Here is a 17,304-nt window from a genome sequence, read left to right as displayed (position 1 = left end):
TTTGCAGCGTCGAGATCGACGACAAATCGATATGTCCGTGACTTACCTACTACCGAGCGCTCAAACCCTTAATTCTCTCCGCACCGCGGAGAGAATTAAGCAATCTGTCTGGCGATGCCCTCGCCTTTCGCCACGCTAAATGTAGGCACTTGCAATAGAGATTCAGCACCGTTTGAGACAAAGCCGCCTCTCCGGCGGTCCCACCCGGATCGGAAGAACCTCCAAGCCCTCGGCGCCCGCGCCAAGCATACAGAAGCACCCCGAGCGTAGAGCTTTGGCACGATGTCCCAAAATGAAGGGGAACATAGCCCTTACTATGTTCCCTTTCATTCCGCCGGATCCTGCCTCGACATGGGCCACTTCGGCGGAGCGCATCGTGCCCCTCTTTCACTGGGCAACCGCGCACGTCCTAACTCGCCCCCTGAAGTTTCTACGTAGAAACTGTCAAGCTGTCGCGCCCACACGCGCACCACACGTCGGTCGCGCTAGCTTGCAAACTCATCCCGTCTATCAATGCGTATCAGACGCTCGGTGTGATTCGCGACCGCAGTCAAACAACGTTCATTCCCCAGTCCGATTTGATCGGCAAGCCAAAGTCCGGATTCACCGCGCAACTCTACGAACACTAAAAATCGCGGCGCGAACCGGTACTCGGTAAATATCGGCGGCTCACCCGCTCAAAGGCCCTTGCCCATTAGAGCTTCGACGGATTCCAGCACACCCCACGCCATCCCAACCTTCACAATTCATTTAACTTTCCGTGAGGACTTCGACACCGGCCGCTGACTACGATGGGCGCATGTTTTCAGGACATGCCGCCAGGAGCCCATCATGCCCACCCGCAGACATCTGCTGTTCGCCGGCGCCACCGGCCTCGCCGTGCTCGCGACGCTGTCGTCCGTCGGCCGCCGCGCGCTGGTCGGCCGTGCGTTCGCCGCATCGCCGGCCACCCCGCAGACGGCCGCCCCTTTTGAAGTCACCCTCAGCGACGCCGAATGGCATCGCCGGCTCACGCCCGCCCAGTACTCGGTCCTGCGCGAAGCCGGCACCGAGCGGCCGTACACCAGCCCGCTGAACGACGAGCACCGGCAAGGCACGTTCGCGTGCGCCGGCTGCGCCCTCGCGCTGTTCTCGTCGGCCACCAAGTTCGACAGCCATACGGGCTGGCCAAGCTTCTGGAAGCCGCTCGACCACGCGGTCGCCACGAACACCGACGCATCGTTCGGGATGATCCGCACCGAAGTGCACTGCCGCCGCTGCGGCGGCCATCTCGGCCACGTGTTCGACGACGGCCCGCAACCGACCGGCCTGCGCTACTGCATGAACGGCCTCGCGCTCACCTTCCACCCCGCCGCCGCCTGATCCGGCCCCGAACTTCCGACCGACTGGAGAACGCACCATGCTGCTCATCGTCCTTGCCTACCTCGGCGGCGTGCTCACGATCCTGAGCCCGTGCATCCTGCCCGTGCTGCCGTTCGTGTTCGCGCGCGCCGACCAGCCGTTCGTCCGCAGCGGCCTGCCGCTGCTCGTCGGCATGGCGCTCACGTTCGCCGTCGTCGCGACGCTCGCGGCCGTCGGCGGCGGCTGGGTCGCGCAGGCCAACCAGGCCGGCCGCTGGGTCGCCATCGTGCTGCTCGCGGTATTCGGCCTGACGCTGCTGATGCCGCGCCTCGCGGAACACCTGACGCGCCCGCTCGTTGCCGCCGGCAACCGGCTCACCGGCTTCGCGCAGCGCGACGGCCGCCCGGCCGGCCCGCTGTCGTCGCTGCTGCTCGGCGTCGCCACCGGCCTGCTGTGGGCACCGTGCGCGGGTCCGATCCTCGGGCTCGTGCTGACCGGCGCCGCATTGCGCGGCGCAAGCGTCGGCACGACGCTGCTACTGGTCGCGTATGCGGCCGGCGCGGCGACGTCGCTCGGCGTCGCGCTCGTGATCGGCGGCAAGGTCTTCGCCGCGATGAAACGCTCGCTCGGCGCCGGCGAATGGATCAAGCGCGGGATCGGCGTGGCGCTGCTGGGCGGCGTCGGCGCGATCGCGCTCGGCCTCGATACCGGTGCGCTCGCGCAGCTGTCGACCGTCACGACGGGCGGGCTCGAGACGAAGCTCGTCGACCGGCTCGGCGGGCGTTCGAATGGCACACCGGGCGCACCGGCGGCGATGGCCGCGACCGGCAACGCCGCCGACAACACGAACGGCGGCGCGATGAAGGCCGCGGCTGCCGATCGCACCCAGGCCAACGGCGGGGCGATCGCCGGCGGCGCGATGATGCGCGCGGTGGATACGACGCATGCGGCTGCCGCGCTGCCCGTCGAAGGCACGCTGCCGTCGCTCGACGGCGCGGTGCAGTGGCTGAACTCGCCGCCGCTGACGGCGGCCAGCCTGCGCGGCAAGGTCGTGCTGGTCGATTTCTGGACGTATTCGTGCATCAACTGCCTGCGCACGCTGCCGTACACGACCGCGTGGGCACGCAAGTACGCGCCGTACGGGCTCGTCGTGATCGGCGTGCACGCGCCGGAGTTCGCGTTCGAGCGCGACATCGGCAACGTGAAGAAGGCCGTGCACGACCTCGGCATCGACTTCCCGGTCGCGATCGACAACCGCTTCACGATCTGGCGCGCGTTCAACAACGAATACTGGCCCGCGCACTACTTCGTCGACGCGCAGGGGCGCGTGCGCCGCCACCACTTCGGCGAAGGCGAATACGCGGAATCGGAGCGCGCGATCCAGTCGCTGCTCGCCGAGGCCGGCCATCCGGAAGCGCTGAACGTGCCGATCGGGCTCGCCGGTGCGCCCGCGAAGGGGGCGCTCGCCGCGGCCGACAGCGCGGACGTCCGCTCGCCGGAGACCTACGTCGGCTACGCGCGCGCCGAGGCTTTCATGTCGCCGGGCGGTGTGGTGCGCGACGCGGCGTACCACTACGCCGAGCCGGCCCGGCCCGATCTCAACGACTGGGGCCTCGCCGGCACGTGGCAGGTCGGCGCCGAACGCGCGACGCTCGCGGCGCCGGCCGGCCGCATCGTCTACCGCTTCCATGCACGCGACCTGCACCTGGTGCTCGGCCCCGGCGACGACGGCAAGCCGGTGCGCTTTCGCGTGACGCTCGACGGCGCGGCGCCCGGTGCCGCGCACGGCAGCGACGTCGATGCGCAAGGCTACGGCACGGTGACCGGGCAGCGCCTGTACCAGCTGGTCCGGCAGCCCGGCGCGATCGCCGACCGCACGTTCTCGATCGAGTTTCTCGATTCCGGCGTGAATGCGTATGCGTTCACGTTCGGCTGATCCCGGCAGGACGCGGCGCACCGGCGCCGCGTCCGGGCCACCCGCTTCCCCTACCGCCTTTCGAAGGAGCACACCGTGAACACCACTTCTCCCCGCGGTCCCGCGCCGCAACGGCGCACGGCGATGCTGCGCCGCATCGGCGCCATCGCCGTCGCGGCCGCCGCCGTGTTCGGCTACCAGCGCATCGTCAATTCCGCCGAGCCGATGCGCACCGTGCCCGCGCCGACGCTCGACGAAACACCCGGCACATCGCACGACGAGACGGCCGTGCTCGCCGGCGGCTGCTTCTGGGGCGTGCAGAGCGTGTTCGAGCACGTGAAGGGCGTGAAGCAGGTCACGGCCGGCTATGCGGGCGGCGCGTCCGAAACCGCGCACTACGCGCTCGTCGGCTCGGGGCTGACCGGGCACGCGGAATCGGTTCGCATCGTCTACGACCCGACCCAGATCACGTACGGCAGGCTGCTGCAGGTGTTCTTCTCGGTCGCGCACGACCCGACCGAGCTCAACCGGCAGGGCCCCGACGAAGGGTCGCAGTACCGGTCGGCGATCTTCCCGACCACCGCGCAGCAACGCGCGGTCGCGACCGCCTACATCGCGCAGCTCGGCACCGCGCACGTGTTTCCGGCGCCCGTCGTCACGCGCGTCGAGGACTACAAGGGGTTCTACCCGGCCGAGGCCTATCACCAGAACTACCTCGAACTGCACCCCGACGCGCCGTACATCGCGTACAACGACATGCCGAAGATCACCGGGCTGAAGCAGCACTTCCCGGCGCTGTACCGCACCGACGCGGTACTGTGGCGCGATGCGCGCTCGTGACCGGCAAGCAGCCGCGTGACGGGGTGACGGCGTGGTGCCTGCCGCACGCCCCGGGCCCGTACGGCCCCGCCGGCCAGGCGCGCGCCGCCTTCGACCCGGTTTGCGCTGCATCAACGACACCGCGGCCGCCGTGCCGGGGCAAACCCGCATCGCGTCCGCCGCGACCGGCAACTTCGCGTAGACTTCTTCAGATCCCCGCCGCGTCACGCGGCGCCCGGAATCCCTGTTCAGCCTGGAGACGTCACGCATGCGCGCAGTGCCCATTCCTGACAGCGGCACCCTTGTAGAACCCTCTTCCGGCGCGGCCGTGCGCGACCTGCGCCGCGTGCCGATTCATCCCGATCACTGGTACCCGCTCGCGTGGTCGCGCGAGCTGAAACGCGGCAAGACACTCGGCGTGCGCTTCGCCGGCGATCCGATCGTGCTCGTGCGCACCGAATCCGGCGCCGTGTATGCGCTCGAGGATCGTTGCGCGCACCGCCAGGTGCCGCTGCACGCGGGCGTCGTGAGCGGCGAGACGCTGCGCTGCTGCTATCACGGCTGGACCTACGCGTGCGACAGCGGCCGCTGCGTCGACGTGCCGTACCTCGGCCGCGAGCGCCTGCCCAACGGCGTGCGCGCGTATCCGTGCCGCGAAGCACACGGGCTGATCTTCGTGTTCCCGGGCGATGCGACGCTCGCCGACACCCGGCCGTTCCCCGCGCTCGAATCGGCGGACAATCGTGCATACAAGACGCGCCGCTTCGGCCGCGAGGTCAAGTGCCACTACTCGTTCATGCACGAGAACCTGATGGACATGAACCATCAGTTCCTGCATCGCAAGCAGATGGGGCAGATGCGCGCGCGCTCGGTAGGCCGGCGCCGCGGCGACGACTGGGTCGAAGTCGACTACACGTTCGCGCGGATGGAAGGCAAGCAGCCGGTGGGCGAAGCGCTCGTGTTCGGCGCCAGCAAGAAGCCGGCCGACCAGTCCGACAAGAGCGTGATGACGGTGCGCACCGGCTACCCGTACCAGACGCTGCAGATCCGCTCGAGCGAAGGCACGCTCGTGATGGACCTGTGGATCGTCTACGTGCCGCTCGACGCCGAGCAGCGCACCAACCGCACGTTCGGACTGCTGTCGATCCACAAGCCCGGCATCCCGTTCGCGCTCGATCTCGCGTGGCCGTTGCTCGTCTGGTTCACCGAGCGGATCTTCCGCGAGGATCGCTGGATCGTCGAGCGCGAGCAGGAAGCGCACGACGCCCAAGGCGCCGACTGGAACCACGAGGTGTTTCCGGTCATCAACGAGCTGCGCGACCTGCTGCGCCAGTGCGGCGCGCGCACGGTGATCCCGATCCGCGACGCGCGCGACGGCGCGTGATGCGTGCGGCGCGTGACCTGAGTCGCGCGCGCCGTTACAACCGGAACGCGCCCGGCAGCAATGCGTGGGCCGTCGTGACCTCGACGGCCCCTTTCAGGTTGGCCAGGATCACTTCGATGTCGGGCGTGCCGATCTCGATGATCACCTGGCGGCACGCGCCGCACGGCGCGATCGGGCCGTCCGTGTCGCCCACGACCGCGAGCCGCGCGAAATCCCCCGGACGATAACCGGCGGCGATGGCCGAAAACATCGCCGTGCGTTCCGCACAATTGCAGAGTCCGTAAGACGCGTTCTCGACGTTGCAGCCGTGAAAGATCGTCCCGTCGCGCGCCTGCAGCACCGCGCCGACCTTGAAGCGCGAATACGGCGCATACGCGCGTTCGCGCGCCGCCTTCGCCGCCTCGATCAGTTCGTTTCGTTCCATCTCGTCGTAGCCTCGATTGTGTGCGGAGAGGTATCGGCGCGGCCCAACCCCGACCGTCGCGATACGCCCGTGAAGTGGAGTGATCGCCTGTGCCCGTACCGGCGATCGATCAGCCGATCTGCTGATAAATGGTCGGCGGCGCGCCACCGGTTTCGCCCAGCACGTAGCTGCGCTGGATCGCGTCCACCGCGTGCGCGGCGGCGGCTGCGTCGCGGGCATGCACGTAGCCGAGCGGCTGGCCGGCCTCGACACGCTGCCCGATCTCCGCGAGCGCCGTCAGGCCGACACTGTAGTCGATCGCATCCGCCGCGCGCGTGCGGCCGCCGCCGAGCGCGACGACCGCCAGCCCGAGCGCGCGGCAATCGACCCGCTGCACCACGCCGCTCTCGCGCGACGGAACCGGCACGATCACCTGCGCCCGCGCCAGATGACGAGCAGGTGCGTCGATCAGGTCCGCAGGGCCGCCGAGCGCCGTGACCATCCTCGCGAAGCGTTCGGCTGCCGCACCCGTATCGAGTGCATGCTGCAACTTCGCGCGCGCTTCTGCGACGTCGCGTGCCAGCCCGCCGGTGACGAGCAACTCAGCGGAAAGCGCCATCGTGACCTCATGCAGGCGCGCCGGACGCGACTTGCCCGTCAGGTAGTCGATCGCGCACACCACTTCGAGCGCATTGCCCGCGCACGGCGCGAGCGACTGGTTCATGTCGGTGAGGATCGCGGTCGTCTTCATGCCGGCGCCGTTGCCGACGTCGACGATGCTGCGCGCCAGCTCCGCCGATTTCTCGGCGGTCGGCATGAATGCGCCGGAGCCGACCTTGACGTCCATCACGAGCCCGTCGAGCCCGGCCGCGAGCTTCTTCGACAGGATCGACGCGGTGATCATCGCGACCGACTCGACGGTCGCCGTCACGTCGCGAATCGCATAGATGCGCATGTCGGCCGGCGCCAGCCGCGCGGTCTGCCCGATGATCGCGACGCCGACATCGCGCACCGTGCGGCGAAACGCGTCCGTATCGGGCTTCACGTTGTAGCCGGGAATCGCGCTCAACTTGTCGAGCGTGCCGCCGGTGTGGCCGAGCCCGCGCCCCGAGATCATCGGCACGTAGCCGCCGCACGCGGCCACCATCGGCCCGAGCATCAGCGACACGACATCGCCGACACCGCCGGTCGAATGCTTGTCGATCACCGGCCCGTCGAGATCCAGCGCGCGCCAGTCGAGCACGTCGCCCGAGTCGCGCTGCGCGAGCGTCAGCGCGACGCGTTCGTCGGTGCTCAGGTCGTTGAAATACACGGCCATCGCGAACGCGGCCACCTGGCCCTCGGTCACGCTGCCGTCGGTCACGCCGCGCACGAACGCAGCGATCCCGTCGCGATCGAGCGGCTGCCCGTCGCGCTTCCGGCGAATGAATTCCTGCGGTAAAAACATCGTTGCCTCTCCTCGATCGGTCGGTGGCCGCTGCGGGCTCAATGCAGGGAAAAGAACAGGCCGGCGATCGCGGCGCTCATCAGGTTCGACAGCGTCGCGGCCGTCAATGCGCGCAGGCCGTGCCGCGCGACTTCCGAGCGGCGCTCGGGCGCGACCGCGCTGAAGCCGCCCGCGAGAATCGCGATCGACGAGAAGTTCGCGAAACCGCACAGCGCGAACGACACGATCGCGAGCGTCTTCGGGTCGAGCACCTGCAGGCCGGCGGCCGCGACGTGCTCGCCGCCCTTCAGGTACGGCGACAGGTCGCCATACGCGACGAACTCGTTGAAGATCAGCTTCTCGCCGATGAAGTTGCCGGCCAGCGCCGCGTCGTGCCACGGCACGCCGATGATCCACGCGAGCGGCGCGAACAGGTGGCCGATGATACCGACCAGCGTGATTTGCGGAAAGCCCGCGAACGCGGCCACGCCGCCGACGATCAGGTTCATCAGCGCGATGAGCCCCACGAACGCGATCAGCATCGCGCCGACGTTGATCGCGATCCGCAGCCCGACCGACGCGCCGGACGCCGCCGCCTCGATCACGTTGGCGGCGCGCTTGTCGTCGAAGTCGAGCCCGTCGACCACGACGCGGCTCGGCTCGACCGTCGGATACAGCAGCTTGCCGAACAGCAGCCCGCCCGGCACCGCCATGAACGACGCGGCGAGCAGGTATTCCATCCGCACGCCGAGGCCCGCGTAGCCGACCAGCACCGAGCCCGCGACCGATGCCATGCCGCTCGCCATCACCGTGAAGATCTCGGCGCTCGTCATGTTCCGCACGAACGGCTTCACGAGCGCGGGCATCTCGCTTTGCCCGAGAAAGATCGTCGCCACCGCCGAGCACGCCTCGATGCGGCTCACGCCGAGCACTTTCGCGAGCGCGGCGCCGAGGATCGCGACGATCCACTTCATCACGCCGATGTAGTACAGCACCGCGATCAGTGCGGTCACGAAGATGATCATCGGCAGCACGCGCAGGCCGAACACGAACCCGCCGTCGCCGAACAGCTGGAACATCCGGCTGTCGACGAGCCCGCCGAATACGAATGCGATGCCGTGATTGCCCATGTCGAGCACGCGATTGACGCCGTTCGCGGCGCCCGCCAGCACCGCACGGCCCACCGGCACGAACAGCACCAGCGCACCGATCGCCAGCTGCGTGCACAGCGCGGCGATCAGGGTCCGGCCGCTCACCGCGCGCCGGTTGTTCGACAGCAGATAGGCAACCAGCAGCAGGAACAGCATACCCAGGAGACTGCGCAGAATATCCACCTCGTACTCCTTGCTCTCAATGTTGTTGGACTGTTCGGCGGGCGGCCCGGCACGCCTGCGCAACGCCGTCGGTGGATATTACTCGCCGGTATGCACGTCGACAACGCAAACAAAATGGTCGCATTTGCGCCACGTCGCGTGTTGCTTCTACTTGCTCAGTTGTTCTACGTACCTGGAGATCGGAAAGACGAGACCGCGCCCAATTCGTCCCAAATATTGAGAGAATTGGCGGGATGCGGAGAGGAAGCCGGCGCGGTGCCGGCATGACAGGGAAAGCACATTCAAACATGCGCGGGGCGTGCCGTTCCAACCGGCACGCCCCGCGCGATACCGATCGTTCAACCAGCGCGCTCGACCGGATGCGGTTCGCGCAACCGGTTCGCGATCCGCGCGGCCTCGTAGTAACTCGCCGCTGGCGGGCGCTTCAGATAGCGGCCCGCGCCGCGCACGGCGCGCAGATCGCCGTCGGCCCACGCGAGTGCGCCGCGCGTGAGCGTATGCGTTGCGACGCCCTGCACCGTCATCCCCTCGAACACGTTGAAGTCGACCTGCTGATGATGGGTCTTCACCGAGATCGTCTTGGTCGCGGCCGGGTCCCACACGACGAGATCGGCATCGGCGCCCACCTGCACGGCGCCCTTGCGCGGATACAGGTTGAAGATCTGCGCGGCGTTCGTCGACGTGATCCGCACGAACTCGTTCGGTGTGATGCGGCCATGGTTCACGCCGTGATGCCACAGCACCGACATGCGATCCTCGACACCGCCACAGCCGTTCGGGATCTTCGTGAAGTCGTCGCGGCCCATCGCCTTCTGCGATGCGCAGAACACGCAGTGGTCGGTCGCCGTCGTATGCAGCTGCCCCGCCTGCAGCCCGCGCCACAGCGCCTCGCGATGCTCGGCCGAGCGGAACGGCGGGCTCATCACGTGCGCGGCCGCACGCGTCCAGTCCGGATCGCGATAGACGGCCTCGTCGATCACTAGGTGCCCCGGCAGCACCTCGCCGAACACGCGCAGCCCTTCGCTGCGCGCTTTGGTGATCGCATCGACCGCGTCCTTCGCGGACACATGCACGATATACACCGGCACGCCGAGCACCTGCGCGATGCGGATCGCACGGTTCGCGGCCTCGCCTTCCACCTCCGGCGGCCGCGACAGCGGATGCGCCTCCGGCCCCGTCATCCCGCGTGCGAGCAGCGCCTTCTGCAACTGAAACACGAGCTCGCCGTTCTCCGCGTGCACGGTCGGCAACGCACCGAGTTCGAGCGCACGCGAGAAGCTGTTCACGAGCACCTCGTCGTCGGCCATGATCGCGTTCTTGTACGCCATGAAGTGCTTGAAGCTCGACACGCCGTGTTCGCGCACGAGCGTGCCCATGTCGCGGTGCACGCTCTCGTCCCACCACGTCACGGCCACGTGGAAGCCGTAATCGGCCGCCGCCTTCTCGGCCCAGCCGCGCCACGCGTGGAACGCATCCATCAGCGGCTGCTTCGGGCTCGGAATCACGAAGTCGATGATGCTCGTCGTGCCGCCCGCGAGCCCGGCGGCCGTGCCCGAGTAGAAATCGTCGCTCGCGGTCGTACCCATGAACGGCAGTTCCATGTGCGTATGCGGATCGATGCCGCCCGGCATCACGTACTGGCCGTGCGCATCGACGACGGTCGCGCCGGCCGGCGCGTCGATCTGCTCGGCGATCTGCAGGATCGTGCCGCCGTCCTCCGGGGCTGCGCAGAGCACGTCCGCGCGATAGGAGCGGTCCGCATCGACCACGGTGCCGCCACGAATCAGGATTGCCATGGGGTTGCCTCCTCGTTGACTGTCGGGTGCCGCATCAAGCGCGCGCGATCTGCGCGTGCTGTCCGGCGCGCCACTTCATCCAGGTGCCGTACACGCATGACGCCAGCACGAGGCCGACGAACCACGCGTACGTGTAAAGCGTGTTGAAGAACGCCGGCACGTTCGGAAACGACGCCGGAAACGCCGTATGCAGGAAGCCGGGCAGGTTCGGCAGCACGCCGACCGCGAGCGCGGCCAGCGCGGCCGGGTTCCAGCCGCGCGCGTAGCTGAAGCCACCGCGCTCGTCGAACAGCGCACGCGTGTCGAGCCGCGTGCCGCGAATCAGGAAGTAGTCGACCATCAGGATCCCCGCCACCGGCCCGAGCAGCGCCGAATAGCCGACGAGCCAGGTGAAGATGTAGCCGTCCGTCGTCGCGAGGATCTTCCACGGCATCATCACGATCGCGATCGTCGCGGTGATCATCCCGCCGGTGCGATACGAGATCGCCTTCGGCCACAGGCTCGAGAAGTCGTAGGCCGGGCCGACGAGATTCGCGGCGAGGTTGCAGCACATCGTGTCGAGCGTGAGGATCACGAGCGCGATGCCCACGCCGATGCCCGTCATCCGGCTCGTCAGGTCGATCGGATCCCAGATCGCGTTGCCGTAGATCACGACGGTCGCCGACGTCACGACGACCGACACCACCGACAGTAGCGCCATCGGCAACGGCAGCCCGATCGACTGCCCGATCATCTGGTCGCGCTGCGAATGCGCGAAGCGCGTGAAGTCGGGGATGTTCAGCGCGAGCGTCGCCCAGAAGCCGACCATCGCGGTCAGCCCCGGCCAGAACGTCGCCCAGAACAGCCCGGCCTTCTTGCCGCCCGCCGCGAACTGCGACGGCGCCGACAGCATCGTGCCGAAGCCGCCCGCCTTCGACGTCGCCCACCACACGAGCGCCACGCACATCACGACCTTGATGGGCGCGGACCAGCTCTCGAGCCAGCGGATCGAATCGGTGCCGTGCCAGATGAAGTAGAGCTGCAGCGCCCAGAACACGAGAAAGCACGCGAGCTGCCCGAACCCGATGCCGATGACGGGCAGCGCCGCGCCATGCAGCGCGTTGCCGGTCAGGATGTTCAGCAGCGTATAGATCGCGCTGCCGCCGAGCCAGGTCTGGATCCCGTACCAGCCGCACGCGACGATCGCCCGCAACAGCGCCGGCAGCTTCGCGCCCTGCGTGCCGAACGACGCGCGCACGAGCACCGCGTACGGAATCCCGTGCTTCGCGCCCGCATGGCCGATCAGCAGCATCGGCACGAGCACGATCAGGTTGCCGAGCAGCACGGTCATCACCGCCTGCCACGGCGACATGCCTTCCTGGATCAACCCGGCCGCCAGCATGTACGACGCGATGTTCATCACCATCCCGACCCACAGTGCCGCGAAGTGATACCACTTCCACGTGCGCTGCGCCGGCGTCGTCGGCGCGAGATCGTCGTTGTACAGGCTGCCGCCCTGCGCCGCGGCGCTGTCGGGATCGGCGGGATTCGCTGCGTGATTCATCGAACGCACTCCACTAAAACGCCAGCGCCGGCATCAACCGATGCCGGCCCGGGTGGAACGAAAGGCGACGATGCAGGATGACCTGCGTCGCCGGACGCCGTCAAGCAGCCTTCTTCGCGTGCTTCTCGGGTGCCGCCGCGCCTGCACTCGCCCCCGCGTCCGCGCTTGCCGGATTGTTCGGATGCGTGGTCCAGTTCGCGTAGTCGCCCGAATCGACACGCTCCATCGTGATGCATTGCTCGACCGGACACACATGCATGCAAAGATTGCACCCGACGCATTCCGAATCGACCACTTCGAAGTGGCGCACGCCGTCCTTCGTCGCGGTGATCGCCTGGTGCGACGTGTCCTCGCACGCGATATGGCACAGCCCGCACTGGATGCAGCGGTCCTGGTCGATGCGCGCCTTGATGTCGTACTTCAGGTTCAGGTATTTCCAGTCGGTCACGTTCGGCACCGCGCGGCCGCGGATGTCGTCGAGCGTCGCGTAGCCCTTCTCGTCCATCCAGTTCGACAATCCGTCGGCCAGGTCCGACACGATCCGGAATCCGTAATGCATCGCGGCGGTGCACACCTGCACGCTGCCGGCGCCGAGCACCATGAACTCCGCCGCGTCGCGCCATGACGAGATGCCGCCGATGCCCGAGATCGGCAGGTTCGGCGTTTCCGGGTCGCGCGCGATCTCCGCGACCATGTTCAATGCGATCGGCTTGACCGCCGGGCCGCAATAGCCGCCGTGCGTGCCCTTGCCGTCGACCGTCGGCATCGGCGCCATGTGGTCGAGATCGACCGCGACGATCGAGTTGATCGTGTTGATCAGCGACACGCCGTCCGCGCCGCCCTTGTACGCGGCACGCGAGCCCATCCGGATGTCGCTGATGTTCGGCGTGAGCTTCACGAGGCACGGCAGCTTCGTGCCTTCCTTCACCCAGCGCGTGACCATCTCCACATATTCGGGGACCTGCCCGACCGCCGCGCCCATCCCGCGCTCGCTCATCCCGTGTGGACAGCCGAAGTTCAGCTCGACCGCGTCGGCGCCCGTGTCCTCGACGAGCGGCAGGATCCATTTCCAGTCGCGCTCGTTGCACGGCACCATCAGCGACACGATCAGCGCGCGGTCCGGCCAGTCGCGCTTCACCTGCGCGATCTCTCTCAGGTTCACGTCGAGCGGACGGTCGGTGATCAGCTCGATGTTGTTCAGCCCCGCGATGCGCTGGCCGTTCCACTGCACCGCGCCATAGCGCGAACTGACGTTGACGACGTGCGGATCGAGCCCGAGCGTCTTCCAGACGACACCGCCCCAGCCCGCCTCGAACGCGCGGTTCACGTTGTAGGCCTTGTCGGTCGGCGGCGCGGACGCCAGCCAGAAGGGGTTCGGCGAAGTGATGCCCGCGATGGTGCAGCGAAGGTCGGCCATGGTCGGCTCCGTGAGAGTGGGGTCGTGTTGGTTGTGCTCGTGGTGGGTGACGCGCGTGGTGCGCTCACGCGGCCTTCGCGTCGCGCTGCGCGAGCGTGGCGTCGATCGATGCGGCCGCGCGCTTGCCGTCCTGCACGGCCTGCACCGTGAGGTCGACGCCGCCCGTCGCCGCGCAGTCGCCGCCGGCCCACACGTCGGGCCATGCGGTGCGCCCGTCGGCGTCCACCGCGATGCGCGCGCCGTCCGCCGTCAGCAGCGCGGCGTCGATGGCGTCCGGCACCAGCGTCTGGCCGATCGCCTTCAGCACCATGTCCGCCTCGACGGTGAAGCGCTCGCCCGATGCCGCCTCGAACTCGACACCCGTCACCTGCCCGTTCTCGCCCGCCATGCGCACCGGCTTCGCATGCGTGACGAGCGTGACGCCGCTCTTCTGCGCGAACTCGCGCTCGGCCCACGTCGCGCTCATCGCCTCCACGCCGCGCCGGTACACCATCGTCACGCGCTCGGCGCCGAGCTTGCGGCTCTGCACCGCCGCATCGATGGCCGTATTGCCGCCGCCGATCACCACCACGCGCCGCCCGACCGGCACGTTCTCCAGCGCATCGGCCTGCCGCACCTGCGCGATGAAATCGACCGCGTTCATCACGCCGTTCAGTTGCTCGCCGTCGATCGACAGCGCACGCACGCCGCCGAGGCCCATCGCGAGAAACACCGCGTCGTGCTGCTCGCGCAGCGCGTCGAGCGTGATGTCGCGGCCCAGCGCGACGCCGGTTTGCAACGTGATGCCGCCCACCGACAGCAGCCACTCGACTTCACGCTGCGCGAAATCGTCGACGGTCTTGTATGCGGCGATCCCGTATTCGTTGAGGCCGCCGGCCTTCGGGCGCGCGTCGAACAGCGTGACGCGGTGCCCGGCGAGCGCGAGCCGGTGCGCGCATGCGAGCCCGGCCGGCCCCGCGCCGACCACCGCGACCTGGCGGCCCGTGTCCGGCGCGCGCGTGAAGCGCACCGCGCCGGTCTCCATCGCCCAATCGGTTGCATGCCGCTGCAGCGCGCCGATCGCGACGGGCTGCGCATCCTGATGGTTGCGCACGCACGCGCCTTCGCACAGGATCTCGGTCGGACACACGCGGGCACACATCCCGCCGAGCGGATTCGCCGACAGGATGTCGGTCGCGGCGCCCTTCAGGTTGCCGTTGCCGATCTTGCGGATGAAGCTCGGGATGTCGATCTGCGTCGGGCAGGCCTGCACGCACGGCGCGTCGTAGCAGTAGTGGCAGCGGCTGGCGGCGGCCGCCGCGGCAGTCGGATCGAGCAGCGGCGCGATGTCGGCAAATTCGCACGAGAGTTGCGTGGACGACAGGCGATGCGCGGCGATATCGCCGGTTGGCTGGGTGGTCATACGCGTTCCTTCGACTGGGTGGAGACAAAGCCGTCCTCGCCGGCTGCGCATGCACAGTCGGGGCGGTCGTTGTTAGGCATGCTACGGTCAGGCTGCCAGGCGTCGAGCAACCTGCCGGCAGCTACGGTCGCGGCGTCATGAAGCCGGCTCGCATGCGCGCGACAGCATCGCGTGCAGCAGCACGTTCGCGCCGGCCTCGATCCATGCGGGCGTCGCGTCCTCGATCTCGTTGTGGCTGATGCCGTCGACACACGGCACGAACACCATCGACGTCGGCGCGACCTGCGCGAGGTAGCACGCGTCGTGGCCGGCACCGGACACGATGTCGCGATGCGAGAAGCCGAAGCGGTCGGCCGCGCTGCGCACCGCTTCCACACAGGCCGCGTCGAACGCGACCGGCTTGTAATAGAAGATCTGCTCGAGCTGCGTCTCGAGCCCGATCTCGCCCGCGATGCGCGCCACGCCGTCGCGCAACGCAGCATCCATCTTCGCGAGCACCGCGTCGTCCGGATGACGGAAATCGACGGTGAAGAACACGCGGCCCGGAATCACGTTGCGCGAGTTCGGGTAGACCTGCATCATGCCGACCGTCGCGCAGCCGAACGGCGCATGATCGAGGCCGATCCGGTTGACGAGATCGACCACACGCGACGCGCCGAGCAGCGCATCGCGGCGGCGCGGCATCGGCGTCGGCCCCGCGTGCGCTTCCTGGCCGGTGAACGTGATCTCGTACCAGCGCTGCCCCTGCGCGTCGGTCACGACGCCGATCGTCTTGCATTCCGCTTCGAGAATCGGTCCCTGCTCGATATGCAGTTCGAACGCCGCGTGCAGCTTGCGTCCGCCGCACGGCACGTCGCCCGCGTAGCCGATCCGCGCCAGCTCCTCGCCGATCGTCTTGCCGTCCACGTCCTTGCGCGACAGCCCGTATTCGAGCGAAAACACCCCCGCGAACACGCCCGACGCAACCATCGCCGGCGCGAAGCGCGAGCCTTCCTCGTTGGTCCAGATCACGACCTCGACCGGATGCTCGGTCTCGATGCCGTGATCGTTGAGACTGCGAATCACCTCGAGGCCACCGAGCACGCCGTAGATGCCGTCGAAGCGGCCGCCGGTCGGCTGCGAATCCGCGTGCGAGCCCGTGACGACCGGCGCCGCATCGGCCACGCGGCCCGCGCGGCGCATGAACACGTTGCCCATCGTATCGACCGTCACCGTGCAGCCGGCGGCCTTCGCCCAGCTGACGATCAGGTCGCGCCCGGCCTTGTCGAGATCGGTCAGCGCGAGGCGGCACACGCCGCCCTTCGGCGTCGCGCCGATCTTCGCGACTTCCATCAGGCTGTCCCACAACCGCTTGCCGTCGACCTTGATCGACGTGTCGAAAGCTGCCCGCTTCACTGTTTCCGATACCGCGTTCATTCGTATCGCTCCTGTGGGGTCGGTGATGTCGTCAGCCCGGTCTGTGCCGGTGCGTGTCATGCCTGTTTCGGGGCAACGCCGCCCAAGCGCGGTGCATGCCCTGGTCGTTCGCGAAGATCGTCCGACGAATCGGGCCGAGAGGTTTCCGCTGCTCGTCGAATCCTGTCCGATTGGACAGGTTTTAGACGATCAAAATGACCAAATCAATCTCTTTCTTGCGTGAATGAATGGAGCGAGAAACGTGCCATCGCAACGCAGCATGGCGATGACTGCGCGAGATCGGCACGCGTGCGTTCGATGCGAATCAGCGGCTAGAATGAAGCCCAACGCGGCATGCCCGCCGCGCGAGGGCAACGATGAGACATGACCAGGCGGCAACCGCAGCCACCGACAGCGACGAAACGCCCGCGCCTTTGCGGCGACGCAAGGCGCACATCCGCGAGTCCAACGAAGCGCATCTGCTCGCCTGCGCGGAGGCCGTGTTCGCGGAACGTGGGCTCGACGGCGCGAGTACCGCGATGATCGCGGAGCGTGCCGGCCTGCCGAAAGCCAACCTGCATTACTACTTCCCGACGAAGCTTGCGCTGTACCGCCGTGTGCTCGACGACCTGTTCGAGGACTGGCATCGCGCAGCCGGTTCGTTCGAGGCCGACGACGATCCCGTCGAAGCGATCGGTGCCTACGTGCGCGCGAAGATGGCGCTGTCGCGGCGGCGCCCGCTCGGCTCGAAGGTCTGGGCCAACGAGATCATCCATGGTGCGGAGCACATGCAGGACATCCTGTCGGAACGCGTGAAGCCGTGGTTCGATACGCGCGTGAAGGTCATCGACGGCTGGATCGCGCGCGGGCTGCTCGCGCCGATCGACGCGCATGCGCTGATGTACCTGATCTGGGCCACCACGCAGCACTATGCGGATTTCGATGCGCAGATCCGCGCGCTGAGCGGCAAGCGGACGTTCACGCAGAAGGCGTACGACGAGAAGACCGAACAGGTCGTGCAGCTTGTGATTCGCGCATGCGGGGCGGTGTCGCCGCACGCGAAGACGTAGCGCGGCAACGCGATCCGCCAAAAACAAAACGGGTATCGCACAGGTGTTTCCCGTGCGAT

The 17,304-nt window shown here is 68.0% G+C and carries 13 protein-coding genes; 5 read left to right on the top strand and 8 right to left on the bottom strand.

Going from position 1 to position 17,304, the window contains the following annotated elements:
* Nucleotides 1-831 precede the first annotated feature (831 nt).
* The 4 genes from msrB (at nucleotide 832) to CFB45_RS32445 (ending at nucleotide 5,459) form a co-directional block, all read left to right on the top strand.
* The gene (gene msrB, locus CFB45_RS32460) at nucleotides 832-1,362 is read left to right on the top strand and encodes a peptide-methionine (R)-S-oxide reductase MsrB (RefSeq protein ID WP_089429254.1); all 531 of its coding nucleotides are present in this window, start codon (nucleotides 832-834) and stop codon (nucleotides 1,360-1,362) included.
* 37 nt (nucleotides 1,363-1,399) lie between these two features.
* Nucleotides 1,400-3,277 (top strand): cytochrome c biogenesis protein DipZ, encoded by a 1,878-nt coding sequence (locus tag CFB45_RS32455; protein ID WP_089429253.1) that lies wholly within the window; start codon nucleotides 1,400-1,402, stop codon nucleotides 3,275-3,277.
* A 123-nt stretch (nucleotides 3,278-3,400) separates the two neighbouring features.
* Nucleotides 3,401-4,096 carry a peptide-methionine (S)-S-oxide reductase MsrA gene (gene msrA / locus CFB45_RS32450; RefSeq protein WP_089429252.1) on the top strand — a complete coding sequence of 232 codons (696 nt, stop codon included), beginning with the start codon at nucleotides 3,401-3,403 and terminating at the stop codon, nucleotides 4,094-4,096.
* Between the two features lie 247 nt (nucleotides 4,097-4,343).
* Nucleotides 4,344-5,459 carry an aromatic ring-hydroxylating oxygenase subunit alpha gene (locus CFB45_RS32445; protein WP_069250308.1) on the top strand — a complete coding sequence of 372 codons (1,116 nt, stop codon included), beginning with the start codon at nucleotides 4,344-4,346 and terminating at the stop codon, nucleotides 5,457-5,459.
* 34 nt (nucleotides 5,460-5,493) lie between these two features.
* Here CFB45_RS32445 and CFB45_RS39840 read toward each other — a convergent pair whose 3' ends face one another.
* From CFB45_RS39840 to CFB45_RS32405, 8 genes are all read right to left on the bottom strand, one after another.
* Entirely contained in the window at nucleotides 5,494-5,883 is a 390-nt protein-coding gene (locus tag CFB45_RS39840) for a cytidine deaminase (protein ID WP_089429251.1), read from the bottom strand.
* 109 nt (nucleotides 5,884-5,992) lie between these two features.
* Nucleotides 5,993-7,309 (bottom strand): thymidine phosphorylase, encoded by a 1,317-nt coding sequence (deoA, locus tag CFB45_RS32435; protein WP_089429250.1) that lies wholly within the window; start codon nucleotides 7,307-7,309, stop codon nucleotides 5,993-5,995.
* 38 nt (nucleotides 7,310-7,347) lie between these two features.
* Complete coding sequence (locus CFB45_RS32430) at nucleotides 7,348-8,622, bottom strand: NupC/NupG family nucleoside CNT transporter (RefSeq protein WP_089430073.1); 1,275 nt, start codon at nucleotides 8,620-8,622, stop codon at nucleotides 7,348-7,350.
* Between the two features lie 338 nt (nucleotides 8,623-8,960).
* Nucleotides 8,961-10,418, bottom strand: a complete 1,458-nt coding sequence (gene hydA, locus CFB45_RS32425) for a dihydropyrimidinase (RefSeq protein ID WP_089429249.1) — start codon at nucleotides 10,416-10,418, stop codon at nucleotides 8,961-8,963.
* Nucleotides 10,419-10,452: 34 nt separating this feature from the next.
* Nucleotides 10,453-11,961 carry an NCS1 family nucleobase:cation symporter-1 gene (locus CFB45_RS32420; protein WP_089430072.1) on the bottom strand — a complete coding sequence of 503 codons (1,509 nt, stop codon included), beginning with the start codon at nucleotides 11,959-11,961 and terminating at the stop codon, nucleotides 10,453-10,455.
* Nucleotides 11,962-12,061: 100 nt separating this feature from the next.
* Nucleotides 12,062-13,378 carry an NAD-dependent dihydropyrimidine dehydrogenase subunit PreA gene (preA, locus tag CFB45_RS32415; protein ID WP_089429248.1) on the bottom strand — a complete coding sequence of 439 codons (1,317 nt, stop codon included), beginning with the start codon at nucleotides 13,376-13,378 and terminating at the stop codon, nucleotides 12,062-12,064.
* A 64-nt stretch (nucleotides 13,379-13,442) separates the two neighbouring features.
* The gene (locus tag CFB45_RS32410) at nucleotides 13,443-14,780 is read right to left on the bottom strand and encodes an NAD(P)-dependent oxidoreductase (RefSeq protein WP_089429247.1); all 1,338 of its coding nucleotides are present in this window, start codon (nucleotides 14,778-14,780) and stop codon (nucleotides 13,443-13,445) included.
* A 135-nt stretch (nucleotides 14,781-14,915) separates the two neighbouring features.
* Complete coding sequence (locus CFB45_RS32405; RefSeq protein ID WP_089429246.1) at nucleotides 14,916-16,196, bottom strand: Zn-dependent hydrolase; 1,281 nt, start codon at nucleotides 16,194-16,196, stop codon at nucleotides 14,916-14,918.
* A gap of 356 nt (nucleotides 16,197-16,552) precedes the next feature.
* Between CFB45_RS32405 and CFB45_RS32400 the strand changes: the two genes are divergently transcribed.
* On the top strand, nucleotides 16,553-17,245 hold the full coding sequence (locus tag CFB45_RS32400; protein ID WP_089429245.1) for a TetR/AcrR family transcriptional regulator: 693 nt from the start codon (nucleotides 16,553-16,555) through the stop codon (nucleotides 17,243-17,245).
* Nucleotides 17,246-17,304 lie beyond the last annotated feature (59 nt).

It is taken from the genome of Burkholderia sp. HI2500 (assembly GCF_002223055.1).
Lineage (GTDB): Bacteria > Pseudomonadota > Gammaproteobacteria > Burkholderiales > Burkholderiaceae > Burkholderia.
Note: the sequence above shows the minus strand (reverse complement) of the source record. Positions and strands in the feature narration are given on the sequence as shown.

What these genes read in the sequence shown, in the direction of transcription:
- hydA (WP_089429249.1), bottom strand. Translation starts at nt 10,418, where the DNA reads ATGGCAATCCTGATTCGTGGCGGCACCGTGGTCGATGCGGACCGCTCC.
- CFB45_RS32400 (WP_089429245.1), top strand. Translation starts at nt 16,553, where the DNA reads ATGAGACATGACCAGGCGGCAACCGCAGCCACCGACAGCGACGAAACG.
- CFB45_RS32455 (WP_089429253.1), top strand. Translation starts at nt 1,400, where the DNA reads ATGCTGCTCATCGTCCTTGCCTACCTCGGCGGCGTGCTCACGATCCTG.
- CFB45_RS32420 (WP_089430072.1), bottom strand. Translation starts at nt 11,961, where the DNA reads ATGAATCACGCAGCGAATCCCGCCGATCCCGACAGCGCCGCGGCGCAG.
- CFB45_RS32405 (WP_089429246.1), bottom strand. Translation starts at nt 16,196, where the DNA reads ATGAACGCGGTATCGGAAACAGTGAAGCGGGCAGCTTTCGACACGTCG.
- CFB45_RS39840 (WP_089429251.1), bottom strand. Translation starts at nt 5,883, where the DNA reads ATGGAACGAAACGAACTGATCGAGGCGGCGAAGGCGGCGCGCGAACGC.
- deoA (WP_089429250.1), bottom strand. Translation starts at nt 7,309, where the DNA reads ATGTTTTTACCGCAGGAATTCATTCGCCGGAAGCGCGACGGGCAGCCG.
- CFB45_RS32410 (WP_089429247.1), bottom strand. Translation starts at nt 14,780, where the DNA reads ATGACCACCCAGCCAACCGGCGATATCGCCGCGCATCGCCTGTCGTCC.
- msrB (WP_089429254.1), top strand. Translation starts at nt 832, where the DNA reads ATGCCCACCCGCAGACATCTGCTGTTCGCCGGCGCCACCGGCCTCGCC.
- CFB45_RS32445 (WP_069250308.1), top strand. Translation starts at nt 4,344, where the DNA reads ATGCGCGCAGTGCCCATTCCTGACAGCGGCACCCTTGTAGAACCCTCT.
- msrA (WP_089429252.1), top strand. Translation starts at nt 3,401, where the DNA reads ATGCTGCGCCGCATCGGCGCCATCGCCGTCGCGGCCGCCGCCGTGTTC.
- preA (WP_089429248.1), bottom strand. Translation starts at nt 13,378, where the DNA reads ATGGCCGACCTTCGCTGCACCATCGCGGGCATCACTTCGCCGAACCCC.